Origin of the sequence: Helicobacter sp. MIT 01-3238 (genome assembly GCF_003364135.1) — a bacterium.
In the GTDB taxonomy this organism is placed as follows: domain Bacteria; phylum Campylobacterota; class Campylobacteria; order Campylobacterales; family Helicobacteraceae; genus Helicobacter_B.
In genome coordinates this window covers 44,212-57,923 of sequence record NZ_NXLN01000015.1, presented here as the reverse complement: position 1 = coordinate 57,923, position 13,712 = coordinate 44,212, and the positions used below count along the sequence as shown (strand labels likewise).

17 protein-coding genes are annotated in these 13,712 nt (G+C 34.9%); 4 read left to right on the top strand and 13 right to left on the bottom strand.

Features of this window, described 5'->3' with window-relative positions:
* The first annotated feature begins 563 nt into the window (after window positions 1–563).
* The 4 genes from CQA40_RS06535 to CQA40_RS06525 all read left to right on the top strand — a co-directional run bounded on the left by CQA40_RS06535 (window position 564) and on the right by CQA40_RS06525 (window position 2,138).
* Window positions 564–1,223, top strand: a complete 660-nt coding sequence (locus CQA40_RS06535) for a ParA family protein (protein WP_115520099.1) — start codon at window positions 564–566, stop codon at window positions 1,221–1,223.
* 64 nt (window positions 1,224–1,287) lie between these two features.
* Window positions 1,288–1,548, top strand: a complete 261-nt coding sequence (locus CQA40_RS06530; protein WP_115520098.1) for a hypothetical protein — start codon at window positions 1,288–1,290, stop codon at window positions 1,546–1,548.
* A gap of 4 nt (window positions 1,549–1,552) precedes the next feature.
* On the top strand, window positions 1,553–1,690 hold the full coding sequence (locus CQA40_RS11175) for a hypothetical protein (RefSeq protein WP_181882865.1): 138 nt from the start codon (window positions 1,553–1,555) through the stop codon (window positions 1,688–1,690).
* The gene (locus CQA40_RS06525) at window positions 1,671–2,138 is read left to right on the top strand and encodes an outer membrane beta-barrel protein (RefSeq protein ID WP_115520097.1); all 468 of its coding nucleotides are present in this window, start codon (window positions 1,671–1,673) and stop codon (window positions 2,136–2,138) included. The genes CQA40_RS11175 and CQA40_RS06525 overlap by 20 nt, the downstream gene beginning before the upstream one ends.
* A 12-nt stretch (window positions 2,139–2,150) precedes the next feature.
* On the opposite strand, the gene CQA40_RS06520 is transcribed toward CQA40_RS06525, so the two are convergent.
* The 13 genes from CQA40_RS06520 to CQA40_RS06460 are packed head-to-tail and all read right to left on the bottom strand — an operon-like array spanning window position 2,151 to window position 13,706.
* Complete coding sequence (locus tag CQA40_RS06520) at window positions 2,151–2,453, bottom strand: hypothetical protein (RefSeq protein ID WP_115520096.1); 303 nt, start codon at window positions 2,451–2,453, stop codon at window positions 2,151–2,153.
* Window positions 2,454–2,467: 14 nt separating this feature from the next.
* Complete coding sequence (locus tag CQA40_RS06515) at window positions 2,468–3,136, bottom strand: hypothetical protein (RefSeq protein ID WP_115520095.1); 669 nt, start codon at window positions 3,134–3,136, stop codon at window positions 2,468–2,470.
* Window positions 3,136–4,140: a HipA domain-containing protein gene (locus CQA40_RS06510; protein WP_115520094.1), complete on the bottom strand. Its 1,005-nt coding sequence runs from the start codon at window positions 4,138–4,140 to the stop codon at window positions 3,136–3,138. The genes CQA40_RS06515 and CQA40_RS06510 overlap by 1 nt, the downstream gene beginning before the upstream one ends.
* A gap of 21 nt (window positions 4,141–4,161) precedes the next feature.
* Entirely contained in the window at window positions 4,162–5,361 is a 1,200-nt protein-coding gene (locus CQA40_RS06505; protein WP_115520093.1) for a HipA family kinase, read from the bottom strand.
* Between the two features lie 15 nt (window positions 5,362–5,376).
* Window positions 5,377–5,676 (bottom strand): hypothetical protein, encoded by a 300-nt coding sequence (locus tag CQA40_RS06500; RefSeq protein WP_115520092.1) that lies wholly within the window; start codon window positions 5,674–5,676, stop codon window positions 5,377–5,379.
* Window positions 5,677–5,681: 5 nt separating this feature from the next.
* Window positions 5,682–6,176 carry a hypothetical protein gene (locus CQA40_RS06495; protein ID WP_115520091.1) on the bottom strand — a complete coding sequence of 165 codons (495 nt, stop codon included), beginning with the start codon at window positions 6,174–6,176 and terminating at the stop codon, window positions 5,682–5,684.
* Window positions 6,176–8,308, bottom strand: coding sequence for a Fic family protein (locus CQA40_RS06490; protein ID WP_115520090.1), 2,133 nt, complete (start codon window positions 8,306–8,308; stop codon window positions 6,176–6,178). Before CQA40_RS06490 ends, CQA40_RS06495 begins: the two co-directional genes overlap by 1 nt.
* 11 nt (window positions 8,309–8,319) lie before the next feature.
* Window positions 8,320–8,703, bottom strand: coding sequence for a hypothetical protein (locus tag CQA40_RS06485; protein ID WP_115520089.1), 384 nt, complete (start codon window positions 8,701–8,703; stop codon window positions 8,320–8,322).
* On the bottom strand, window positions 8,700–10,061 hold the full coding sequence (locus CQA40_RS06480) for a HipA domain-containing protein (protein WP_115520088.1): 1,362 nt from the start codon (window positions 10,059–10,061) through the stop codon (window positions 8,700–8,702). Before CQA40_RS06480 ends, CQA40_RS06485 begins: the two co-directional genes overlap by 4 nt.
* A 12-nt stretch (window positions 10,062–10,073) precedes the next feature.
* Entirely contained in the window at window positions 10,074–10,454 is a 381-nt protein-coding gene (locus CQA40_RS06475) for a hypothetical protein (RefSeq protein WP_115520087.1), read from the bottom strand.
* Between the two features lie 14 nt (window positions 10,455–10,468).
* The gene (locus CQA40_RS06470; RefSeq protein ID WP_115520086.1) at window positions 10,469–10,978 is read right to left on the bottom strand and encodes a hypothetical protein; all 510 of its coding nucleotides are present in this window, start codon (window positions 10,976–10,978) and stop codon (window positions 10,469–10,471) included.
* The gene (locus tag CQA40_RS06465) at window positions 10,975–12,837 is read right to left on the bottom strand and encodes a type IV secretory system conjugative DNA transfer family protein (protein WP_115520085.1); all 1,863 of its coding nucleotides are present in this window, start codon (window positions 12,835–12,837) and stop codon (window positions 10,975–10,977) included. The genes CQA40_RS06470 and CQA40_RS06465 overlap by 4 nt, the downstream gene beginning before the upstream one ends.
* Window positions 12,837–13,706, bottom strand: a complete 870-nt coding sequence (locus CQA40_RS06460) for a hypothetical protein (protein WP_115520084.1) — start codon at window positions 13,704–13,706, stop codon at window positions 12,837–12,839. The genes CQA40_RS06465 and CQA40_RS06460 overlap by 1 nt, the downstream gene beginning before the upstream one ends.
* Between the last annotated feature and the right edge of the window lie 6 nt (window positions 13,707–13,712).

Here is a 13,712-nt window from a genome sequence, read left to right as displayed (position 1 = left end):
AGCCTCGCGTTGTGAGGCACGCGCGGAGCAAGTGCCGAGCGAGCGAGGCGACTATACACACCGCGTAAGCCTAGCATTCAGCGTTAGCCTCAAAGCACATAGTGCTTGTGAGTGCTGGCAAGCGGTGTGTATGTCTAGCGTTGCGTGCAAGCGCACGCATAAGCATAGAGAGGAGTAGGCTATGAAGCAATAGCGAAATAGCCTACTTCCTATTATATTATGATAACTTACAAGAAAATTATACATTACACTTACAATTAAAATGTAATGTATAATTTAAGACAAATTACAATCAAATCTAAAATCTAATCAAAATTAGATTTACATTTTCAATTAAACAACATTGAAAATCTATTGTAATTTGTAGTGTAAGTTATCATAATAGTTAAAATAAATTGATACGATAATTTAGCGTTACATTTTAATCAAAATGTGCTTCTTATCAATAATATATTTACCTTATCAATATCAATTTATTTTAACTTATAATATATTTTTATTTACAATGTGTTTATAATTTACCCTTATAATGCAATGTGATTTTAATTTTAAGGAGTGTTTATATGGTAATCACTTTTTCTCACCCAAAAGGTGGCGTAGGCAAATCTACTCTATGCTTAAACTATTTAGTTTATTTGCAAGACAAAGGAGTGGAGTTTACTTGCATAGACTTAGATGGGCAAAACAGCCTAAGCAATGCTAATAAGTTGAGAGCTATGCACGATGCAAAGACTTTTGACATACAAACATTTGCTTCGACCGATGCGCTGATAAAGTTTATCGATTCTCACGCTAGTGAAAATCTCATAATAGATTCTGGCGGTTTTGATAGTGCTTTTAATCGCATTGCGGTATCGATGAGCGATAGAGTGATAACTCCTCTTAGCGATTCGCCATTTGAAGTAATGAGGCTTATGAGCTTTGATGAGATACTTACCGACATCGAAAAAGAGCTTAGGAAGTCTAAAGCAGATTTTGCGATTAAAACTCATCTAGTTCTTAATCGATTAAATCCTAGCACAAAGCTAATAGATTCGATACTAGACCCTTTTAGAGAATCTAAGCATTATGCGTTTATGGATAGCATTGTGCGGGATAGGACTTTGATAAAGTATTCCCCAACGACAGGCAAAGGCGTGCTAGAATCAAAAATACGCACAAGTAGCGATGTAGCTGCTAAGAATGAGATTCTAGCTTTTTGCAAAGAAATAGATACTTTGTGATTAAATGTAATTGGCAATGTAACTATGATTTGCTAACATTACAAACTTCAAAAAAGGATATACAATGAGCAACAAACGAATCAACACAGAGGCATTAAAATACTTAGGCAAAGGTGCTGAAGTTATCGAATCGGTAGCCACCGCCCAAGAGCAGCATATAACCACAAGACGCGCTAGGCTAGGGCAGAGAAAAATATATCGTTCTTTTTCTCTAAGTCTTGCAGAGGAGGATTATATGAAATTCTTAGACTATCTAGACGCAAATAATATCTCTAGTGGCTCAGACTTTTTAAGAAAGTTACTTATAGAGAAAGGAGTAATCTAACGAGATGACTTTGGAAACAAAACTTAGCAAAATCGATGAGTTGCGTGAATTTGTGAATACACATAGCTTGTCGCAGTCGTTGCAACACGATATAGCAGAGGATTTCAAATTACGCTACACTTATGCTTGCTGGTGGTGCTAGCAAAGTCAAATATGGTATAGGTGCGGACTTTCTCTACACTTTTTTGCAAAAACCTAAATTTGATTTAGGTGCGTTTGCAGGATTATGGCTTGGTGGAGAGAGTATTTTTGGCAAAACATTTGATAATTTTAACAAATGTGCTAAAGATATAGTTTGTGCTATGGAACCTGAAAGCGAACAAATAGCTGCACTAGCACGACAAAATACTCAAGTTGAGCACAATTCCACAAGCACAATATTTCAAGCTGCACTAAATTTAGGTATGCGCTCAAATATCCTAGCTAATCACGGTATAGAAGCAGTGATTAGTATCCCTTTTGTGCCACACAATACTTCTCACAATATATCACAACAATATAGTAATGGTGTGGAAACCCACTTGGAAAATCGAAAAGTATATGCAAATAACACTTGGAATCTTATGTTTCGATACTTGTATAATTTCTAGTTTGCTTGAATTTTACTCAAGCATCTTTAGTTTTTGCTTCAGTAGGAAAATCATATTTTCATACTGAAGTGCCTTTTTCTTTTCTACTTCTATGAGCTTTTCTAGCTCATCATTTTGTGTATTTATTTTTTTGATATTTGTTTTTATCTCGCCTGTCAAATCCTCTACTTTCTCTTTGTGCGGCTTATACAAATCATCAATTACATAGTCTTTCACACCATCAAAAGCATTGTCAATATCGTTTGCACATTGACAAGCAACCCCCAAACTATGACTTAGTGCTAGTGCTATGAGTGTTGTTGTGAGTTTTTTCATTTGTGTTTCCTTTACTATCTGTGTTTTCTCTTGTGTCTTACATTTGGCAATGTATCATACACTTGACTTTTGGTTGTTTTTGTAGTAGTATTATCCACTGAAGCGCGTGAGCTGCTATCTAATTCTACACTTAGATTTATTCTAGGAGCGTAGGAGCGTCCATTTGGCGTTAGCACACGCACTTCATCGTTTGGTATGAAATCTTTGTTTTCTGTTAGTTTTCCTTTTTCTTTGTAAAAACTTTTGAATTTTAATTCATTCATACTTTTTCTTACACTTTCCACCACGACATAATAACCATTAACCTGAATCCCGCTTAGCAGATGATTAGTATCATTTACCTTTTTTACAGAGTATAGGTGTGCATTATTTACAATATCAGTGTAATGCGCTATATCTTGCAGAGTTGTAGGAGTTTTTTTGTTATGTATAACAAGATTTGAATCCTTACCGTGTCGCTTGATTGTATGAGCAATCTTATCGCCACGCAAAGTTTGCTTGATGGGCTTTGTAATGTCTAAGCCTATCAACTTAGCTATGGTTAGATTGGTAAAGTCATCGACATAGATTTTTTCATTTGTAAGTATAGTTCTTTGCAGTAATTCATCTGTAATGATTGTTTTAGATATTTTTTGCATTTTACTACCTCTCGCTTCATTATAGCAAATATCAATGTCTTGCATTATCTATTGCTCCTTGTTTTTGGTTTAGTTTGACTTTGATTTGATTCTTTGATAGAATTAGTGCTGTCAATCTTGTTGGATGGAGACTTGCCATTCTGTAAAAGCGTTTCAGTGTAAAAAATTGACTTGGCGTTTGGAGATTGTGATTGCTTAGCTATCAATACCTGTTGTAAAAAAAGTTTTCTTTTTTCTAAGATGAGTTTGTAAAATTCTTTTCTAGTGTCGCTTATGATTTCTACGCTATCGATAAGAGAGTTGATTTTTTGATTATCGATACGCAAAAGCACCTTTTGTAAAGCGTTTATAAGACTATTATCTTTTGTTTCTTTCAAAAAATCTTGTGGATTGATTTTTTTGCCCTGTATTGTAATTGCGGAAGTTGTCTGATTTAGCATTAAGTCGTTAAAACTACCATTGTGAGTTAAATATCGCTTAATATCATCAATGCTTAGCTTTGGATACAGACTAGAACCACAATCGTAAATAGGGGCAATGTCTATTCCATTTTTGCTACTCAAAAATCCCCAATTTCCATTATGCCTATCAAAGTTTGCTATCAAAGTATCAGCTACAAACATTTCCCAAAAAAAATCTTTTAGCAGGGTAGGGGGGATTGCTTTTTGATTTTCTATCGTGTGTAAAGTCTCATATAGCTCTGTATCAGAATTGCTATTGCTAGATTTTGTATCAAATACCGAGTTTTTTATTTTTCCAAAACTAAAAAGTTGATTTTTGAAATGCTCGAAGTCTTTACACGCTACAACGACTTTATCTTGGTAATATCCTAGCAAAGTATCTTGTGTCTTAAAACCTAAAATCTTAAATATATTTGACGAGATATGCTCGTTAATAGTGCCACTTGCATAGCTATCATTATCGAGGTTGCTTTCTTTTGGGAACTTTAGCATATAAAGCTCATCATTATAATAAATTGATTTCTTTTTGCCATTTAGTCCATCATAATACTTTTTGTATTCTTCTTTGCAATTTGTAAAATCTATCATCTTAGCATTCCTGTTAAATTACTATCTGTGTTTTCTCTTGTGTCTTACATTTGGCTTTGATTGCTTCTTATGGCAAAAATCTATTGCTAGCCTAGCTCTATCTTGGATAGCTTTTTGGATAGATTCTAGCCATTCATCAGGGAGATTAAATTCTTTATGTTTTTTAAATTCAAAGGTTTGTAGTTTTTCTAGGTTTGGGATATGGCGTGGCTGGATTGAATACTCTAATTGATTGTTAAATGATATTTCAAAAGCACTTTTTTCAAACCCTAAAAACTCTTTATCATCTCTTAATTCGTCTGCACTTAAAGTTGTCATCATAGATAATCCATTATCAAATATCGGCGCAGGGCGTAGAAGCTCATTTGTGTTGTTGTCAATTATCATTCCAAAATTACCTAAATGTCTATCGACATTGCAAATGAGCGCGTCAAATAGCATTAAATTTTGCAATGATTCTTTCTCATATATTTTTTCCACTTCGTTAATAAGTGTAAATCCTTTCTCTTTCCTCGTGTTTGTATCTATGCAATAACCAATGGGCATATACCCCTCATTTTCATTAGTAAAGATAGGGCAAGTGCTTACAAGCCTGTTATGAAACATTTTCAAATCATAATGTGCGTGTGAAAAATCTAGTAATTTAGCAACTTGAGACATATAATATTCACTATACACTTCCCCATTTTCATAGATTTTGCTTGAGCCTTTGTAGAGATAGATTTCTCCACTATCTCTATGCCAGCATTTTGGTAGCATTCCATTTGTTGTGTATTCAGGAGAGCTAGTAAAGCCACTTACTTTTTGGGATTGTATTCCAAAAGCAGCTAGTTCTAAAGATTTTGCAAAATCATTAGAATATAGATTATATTGTTGCCACGAATATTGCTTATCTGCGGGAGTAATCCAATAAGAATCATTGAGTGATAAGGCAAATGAAATATTGACATAATCCATTATTTTTTCTTCTCTTGTATTATCTTTGTAAGTTGAAATAATTTTTTTTATATAACTTCTATTTGTAGGAGCTTTGCGCTTTTTAATCCAATTTAATAGATTTTTTTGAATGTTGTTAGAATCCATACTTATAGGTAGCAAATTTTTATCTTTTATGGCAATATTTTCTGCACTTTCTTCAATATTATTACTTATAGCGGAATGTTTGAGTGAAACCTCAAATTCCAAAACAACGCTATCTTTGTTTTTTAACAAATATTTCATATTTTGTTATCCTTATTATTTCTTCTGCTTCTTTGTTCGCAATGTCTTATTTAGTTTTGCTAGCCAAACATAGACAAAACTGCTTAGCTGATTCCCATCTTTTGTGAGATTAAATATCGCCTTGTAATAAAGGAGCAGTAAGACACCATAGGCTAAAAAGACACTCTGCCCATCAAAAAGCCAATAACTTGCAATAGCAATCACTAAAGAGCCTTTTGAGAGGATAAGAGGTAAAAATCCTAGCTTTAAGCGATATTGTTCTTTGTAAAGAATTGTGTAAATGTCATATTTACGCTTGTTAGGTTCATTATTCATTGTTTTTACTCCTTTGGCAATACAAATAGTCTATGCAAATGTGGTGTTGCTTGATTTAGATGAAGTGCACTAAATACAAAGATTTTACGCATAGATTTTACTTCATCGGGCTGAAAATTGATAATATCTTGTATGTTGTTGGCTACGAATTGATGAATTTCATCAAAAGTGCTTTCTACACCAAAATTCATATAGAATATATCACTTTTGATTTGTGTATAGGGTGTGTAGGGCTTTTGTAGCGTTTTTACGCTTTGTAGCAGTCGTTTTTGAGCGACTTCTCTAAACTTCCTATCATCATAGTTTTTACCAAATTCTACCTGTATTGCTTCTTTGATATTTTTGTATTCTCCATTTTCTAAGCAAAAATACAAATTGTGCTTTGTTTGCTCGTTTTCGTGCTTTTGGCTTATGTTGAATAGATATTTTGTAAAATTCTCAAAATGTCCTATACTAGAAAATCCAATCGCTTCATTATAGCAAATATCGATGTCTTGCATTATCTATTTCTCCTTGTTTTTGGTTTAGTTTGCTCGCTAAAAGTGGCTTGACTTTTGAAAATAGTTGTGGTATCATTGCCTAGATTAGTGGGAGATGGCACAGCAGGGAGTGCGGCGTTGTTGATACGCTTTATGTGTGGTTCGATACCACTCCCCACTAATTGATACTTATTCAAGTCTTCTCTCAATACTTTTCTAGTTGTTATTATATAGTTTCCAAATCTGTCTGCATTTAAGTGAAAAGTTACTACTTCTTTTTTATTCAAATCTTGTGTCAGGAAAAAGTTCCTATGCTCGCTATCTATATATGCTTCTTTCGCATTCTCAATAAGTAGTGGAAGTCTTTTTATTATGTCTTTTTCTACGCTTTGATTATATTTTTCTTTTCGTTCTGGTCTAAAATGGTGTAAATCATTTTTCCTAAGATAAGTTTTTGGGGTTTTTGGTATTCCTAAGGTGTGCGCTAGTGATTGTGATAAATTGCCCACATAAATAACATTTGGTGCTTTTTTTAATTTTTCCATATCGCCACTTAATACATCATCTACAAAATTCGCATATTCTTTTTGCGTGATTTTTTTAAGATTTTTGATTTCATTATATTTTAATACTGCGTAAATTTGTAGCTTTTTGGGTTCTTGTGCTTTATCCGCGCTAGCTTGTTCTTGCTTAGCCGCATCCAAAAACGCCCTAGCTTTTTGCCTTTCCTCTGGCGTTAGCTTAGGCATAGCGCGTATTTTATCTGCTGCGCTTTGTGGTGTTAGTGTTTGTTGTGTGGGCGCGGCGGCGTTAGTTTCACTTTGCGCACCTAGCGTGCTTTCGTTATCAAGGGGGTTTATCAAAAAATCGCTAGATATAACTTGACCTTTAAAGGCATTTTTGCTAACATTAACACCGCTAGTAAGAGATGACCCAGATGGGAGGGAGGGAGCTTGCTCCTCTATGTGCGGTTCGATTCCGCTCCTTACTAGCGTGTCTTTCTGCACTGCAAAATCTTGCGGTAAAGTAAAAAACTCATTTGAAAATGAATTAGTTTTTTTTACCAAACAGCCAAACCTGCAAAGCTCATCAATTTCCTTGCTTGCTGTTTGTATATCCACTTTTGAGATTCTGCTATATTTTTTTACACTCAAAAAGCCTCCAAAATCTTTAATACCAATATCTAGCATTTTGCCTAATACTTTATGCTGGCTTCTAGTTAGCCTTAATTCCTTGAAATTATCCCAAAATTTTGTCTTAAATATAATCTGATTTATTTTATCGATTCCTTTTTGCATTGCTGATTCTGTAATGGATAAATGCCATTGTAGCCATTCTGTAATATCACAATTTGCATTAAAGCGGTTTGTTCTTTCCAAAATATCATAATATGCTTTTTTGTTCGTGTTGATTTGACTTGAAATAGAATACAGCTTTACATTCTCATTTGGCAGTGCAAAATCCGCAATAGCCCTAGCTATTCTGCCATTCCCATCATCATAGGGGTGTATTATGACAAACCAAAGGTGCGCGATAGCACTCTTTGCGTATGGATTTATAAAAGCATTGTTGCAATAGTTCAAAAAGGCTTGCATATCCTTTTGGATATTTTTTGCAGGTATAGCTTCGTAGTGTATTTTTTCTTTGCCTATACCGCCCGAAATAACCTGCATTTCATCATTTCTAAATTTAGCAATATTTATTTTATGTAAGCCGCTATAACCACTCTCAAACAAACAATTATGCCAACCGTGCAGTCGCTCGATAGTCAAAGGATTTTTATTAAGATTTGTATCCAACAAAATGCTTGCATAATTGTCGCTTTGCTTTGTCGAGCTGTTATCATTTATGAAATTAAACTCTTTATCAAGTTTTTTTCTAAGGGAGCTTCTAACGCTTTCTCGTTTTAGTATTTCCCCCTCTATACTAGCAGAATTAACAATCTCATCTGTAAGAGCAGTAATCTTTGATTCTAGTAAAATAGGGCTTAGATTGCTTTGTGATATGATTTGATTTAGCTTTTTCTCGCATCTTGCAATCCTATCAAATATCGCTCCCAAGCAATCATCAAAGGTAAAATCAAATATTGTATAACTTTTGTCAAGGAAAAAATGTGGGTATTTTTCACTTTGCCAAATCCATTTTTTATCCATCGCTACTATCCTTACTTGTCCTTTAGTAGTGCAGCAGTAGCTTCCATATCGATATACACAGCTAAAAGTTTTTTGTATTTTTCATATTGAAATGCAAGTTGTTTCTCTTTCAAGGCATTCGCCTTAGAGAGTTCTGCTATGTTTTTAGTATGTGTTTGTTTTTTTTGTGCTTGTGTTTTTATTTGCCCTGTGGTGCTTTTGATTTCTTGGTATAGTGGCAATATATCAGTAGTTATATCCTGTGCTACATCAGTGCCTAGCTGTATAATATCACTACTTGCATCAGCTGAAGTCGAGCAAGTGTAAACTTGGTTGCTATAATATGTAGGACAAAACCCAACCCCCAAACTATGACTTAGTGCTAGTGCTATGAGTGTTGTTGTGAGTTTTTTCATTGCTTGCTCCTTGTTTTTGGTTTAGATTGACTTTGTGCGGATTCTTGTGCTTTATCCGCATTGTGAGCTTGCTTAGCCGCATCCAAAAACGCCCTAGCTTTTTGCCTTTCCTCTTGCGTTGGCTTAGGCATAGCGCGTATTTTGTCTGCTGCGGATTGTGTGGGTGTTTGTGGGGTTTGTTTGTTAGCTAATTTTCTACATTTTTTATAACTTTCATATAATCTATAATAGAAACTAGCGATATTTTTTATGCTAGGTGCTTGAAAAAGTTTCTCTATATAATGTGGATATTTTTCCAAATAGGAATTTTGCATAAATTCTAAATGTTCTTTTACTTTTTCAAAGTTAAGCCCTAGATTTTTGCTCGTCTTGTAAAAATCTCCTATCATTATTTTGTTATGCTTTTTATTGATAGATAATACACATTGCGTATTTTCAAGCCCTTTTACTGCGTAGATATTTAATATATCATACACAGGACTTATTTTAATTTGATTATCTTTGTAAATAAAACTAATGTTCTTTTTATGTAAATCATTGTTATACAATAATGCATTGGCATAAATATACTTAATAAACTTTACTTTTTCTTCTTCATCTAATCGATTGCGTAAAAATGTGGCAATATCCTCAATATTACCCTCGTATTTGTCGCCCCCTCCCATTAGAGAATTTAACGAAATTTGTGGCAATTTATCGCCATTTTCATCAATATCAAATCGCTTGATAAGATAGTGATTTACCTTTAATCGCTTATCATACACGAGCGCATTAAATGGCACTTCAAACCCAAGTTCACGCATAAAACTTACATTTAAATGTTCGTTTTCAGGGAGTTGCGAATAGCTATCGTGATAAGGTTTAATAATAAAATCTCCATAATTGTCTGTGATTATATTATCCACAATACTTGCTTGTAGCTTATGTTGATAGCCACTTAGCGATAGCCTTTGTTTTTTGCCAATGCTTAAATCAAGGTATTGTGGCGAGACTAAAAGACTGGTAGATATATTTATATCACAACGCAAAACATTTGGGAATTTATCAGTAATGTCTATGTTTGAAAGAATGATATTGTTATTGCCTTTAGCTTTTTCCAAGCGAGAAAAACTAAAATCCCCGATAGTGTTTTTAAGATAAGGCAAAAGCTCGATAGGACTTTGCTTATTAAATGCCCTAAGCATTATCTGCAAATCTATACCCTCTGGCAAAATATCAGTGATTTGCGCTAATCCTAAATCATCAAGCACATATTCATTATCTTTATAGGCAAAAAACTGCCCCCCATCGATTTTGCCATAAAGCTTGTTTTGCTTATAGATATATGTTTCTCGTGATTCATTAGTGCCTAAAGACATATATGATTCCTTTTAGCGCATCTTATTCCTAAACTTAGGCTTGCTTACCTCTTTTTGAATTTGGTCCAAGCCTTTAGATAGGGTTGTATTTTTTGTTTGTTCTGTGAGTATCTCATCTGTTAGTCCCTCTTTTTTCATTTTTTCATTTACGCTTTCTCTAGTTTTTTCAAACTTTTTTAGCAAGTCATCTAAGAGTTTGCAAACTGCTGTTTCGCTTAGCAAATCTTGTGTGGCTTGTATGCTATTTCGTGGTTTTTCTTCGCCTGCATTGCTAGCTTGCTGTTTTGACATAGCTCTTAGCTTATCTAGGGCAGGGGTTGCCTTTTTGCTAGCCACTTCCATTGCCTTATTTGTTCCTATTGCTTTTGCTGCAATCACTAATGGTGCTGCCATTTTTCACTCCTTTTTTAGTTTTTGGTAATTAAGAAAAACAACACAATCATACCAAATATCACGATAAAGTTAATGATATTTTGCGCTCCATTGCTTTTCTTTTTTGGTTGTGATGATTTGATTTCTTGTAAAATCTCCTCTTTCATTGCCTTTTCTCGCTCTAGTGTATCATCTTTGATTAGCTTATCGATATAAGCAAAATTATCACTGCTTGGTTTTGTTGCTAATTCTTGGAGTGAAACACCCTCTTTTTCTAGCTTCTCAACCTTTTCTTGTATCGATACTAGACTCACAGCTAATGTTTCAAAATCTGCAAGTAAAGCATTGCATTGCTGGGCTAATGCAAGTATTCTACTATACAATCCTGCTTCATCGCTAGAATCTACCTCATTAGCTTGCATATCGCTTTGTGGCTGTTCTTGGGTAGATTCTAGTTCCTGTGCTTGCGCGTTTTGCGCTTCTTGTGTTGCCTCTGCTACTTCTTGTGCTACCTCTTGGTAGTCTTGTTTAATATCTTCAATCACGCTACATTCTCCTTTTGTTCTTGGGATTGATGTTGTTGTTCTCTAAATTTTTTGTATTCGCTCATTAGTGCAAAAAATTGCTTTTTTGGCATAAATCTTGTTATGGGGAGTGGCTTTTGTATGTCCTTACCCTCATAAGTGATTTTTTTACCTGATTGTTGCAGGGAGTTTTCTGCTTGTGCGATTGCTTTATAAAGCACGCCATCAGCTAGCACAAGCATTTCGCCATTATTCATTGCCACAATGTCATTATGTTCAAAAGCTGGCACTTCTTTAGGGCTAAAGCTCTGTTCTGCTCCCATTTGTCCTTTTGTCCAATCTCGTTTTTCATAATAGGCTTTTTCCATTACTGTGCGCTTAGGTGCAAAGTCTTGGTAAAACTTCGTAGCTTCTGGGTCTGTGCATTTCATTATGATGTGTGTGCCTATCATACCCATAGCTTCTTGTCGCTCGCTGGATTGTCCGCTAAGCATTTTGCCGACAATATCAAGCTGGGCAAATGATTGAAAAATCAACCAAACACTTATGCCTAGTGCGCGAGATTTACTCATAAGCCTACCAAAGCCCTCAACAATATAGCTACCTACTTCATCAAGCATACATACAAAGGGAATATCTGGGTCTTTTGCTTTGCGAGCTTTCTCATCAGCAACGCCTTTGATAAGTCCTAAAATAAGTTTACCTAATTCTTTTGGTGTATCATCGCTTGCCATAGTAGGCAAGGTTACAAAAATGATTTTGTTGCGCTGCACTGCTTCCCACATAGAAATATCAGGTGTTTGAGTATTAAACACTTTTCCATAATTAGATTTTAGATTTGTTACAGGGTCGCGCCACGCTTGTGCGCTCATCGAAGCGTCATAGACACCTTGCAAATCTACATTTGTCGCTTCTTTGCGAACTTGAGCAGCAAACTCCTCACTTGTATCGCTTAAAAATTTGTCATAGGGTAGGGCGATAGAGCCACTTACAAATTGTATGAAGTCCTCAATATCGCCATATTTTTTAGCATATTTGCGATATATTAGTGCTTCTTCTACGAGTTTGGCAAGCGTTAAATATTCTGCTAAAATCCCAAAATCTAGTTTTAGATTTTCATAATCACGCTTCCAAACTAGCAATTTCAAAATACATTTCATAAATTCTTTTTGCTTAGCTTTCCACTCATTTTCTTCGCCTTTTAGCAGGCTTGAGAGAATCTCAAAAATTGCTATTGCGCTACCGCTAAGTAGCGGATTGACTGTATGAGTGTTATCCATATCTAAGAAATTGATATGGTAAAAATCATCTTCTCTACCATAAGCTGCTGCAATTCCATAGATTTCTTTTGCAAATTCTGCTGTGCCTTTACCATCGATAAATAATCCACCACCTCCTAAAATCATAATTTGTTCTATCATACCTTTCATAAGCACAGATTTACCGCCACCTGTTGTGGCAAGAATCACACCGTGCCGCTTGATTGTCTCTGCATCAAGCAGTAAAGGCTTAATCTTATTACCTTTTGCCCTGCCACTTTTGACTGCATCGCCATAGAATTTTTTTACTTGCGTGCCTATGTTTAGCATATATTGCTTTTTGGGTAGATTTTCTACAAGGCGAGAGTTTTCCTCGCCCTCTGGCTTTGGGCGTTGCCCAAAAGCTAAGCCCAAAAGCAAAAAACTACACCACAAAGACATTACAACTACAACTAGGAAGTTTTGAGTAAAAACTCCAAAAATCCCCACCACTGCAAAACAACAACAGATGAATCTCAAAAATTCATCTTCCATTAAGATAGTGTATAGCCTCTCTTTTCGTAGTGAAAAAACAATCTCTTGGACTTCTTTATGCACTCGCATTTTGTGGTCATTTGCCATTATTCAAACTCCTCATATTCTTGGTTTGTAGATTCTTTGTTTTCCTCATTAGATTGCGCTTGCGCTTCTTGCTCTTGTGGCAATTTGTCTCTAAATTCCAAATAAGAATAAAGCAAAGCCGCACCATTGCGACTTATGCTATTTAAGTCAATATTATTCAAAGCTCTAATGAGTTGTCTTTCAATATCGCGTTTAGCATAGACTTCTAGCCCTGCTACACCGATATTGATGTCTTGTGTATAGCATTCCCATAAATCAAGCAAAAAATACTCTGCAAAATTACCATTTCTTTCTAAAACCTCTTTCATATCCAAATCATCAATCTCTTTTTCAGTGATGATTTTTTTAAGTCTAGCAAAAATGGTGTTATATAGCCCAAACTGCGCTATATCATCGATTTTGCTAAGTTTTGTTAAGTGTAGATTCTCATAATCCAAAAATACATTAGCACTCATATAGCTTTCATTGTGAGCTTCGCCATATTTGCGTTGCCACACCTTTGTAAAACCATTGATTTGTATATCTACACGCTTTTTCTTGCTATTATCTCTGCGAAAAATGAAAAAATCAGTGATTATGCTAGGCTTAATCCCCCAATAGCATTCTTGCCTAGCAACGACATTTATGGGTAGTGGGGTTAGCATTTTTCTAAACGCCACTACAAAAAGGCAAAAAGCAAAGATAAACACAATGCCAATCCAAATATCTGCTAGAATCTTGTTTGTGTCATTATCCATAAGCATATAGCTTCCCCAAACAAAAGAAATGCCTAGTAGCGCACACATTGTGAATATTTCTCTGCGGCTTTTGTCGTTGTTAAAAAATCTAAACCACAGACAAAAAAATGTTGCCAAAATACAAAATATCATTTTGCA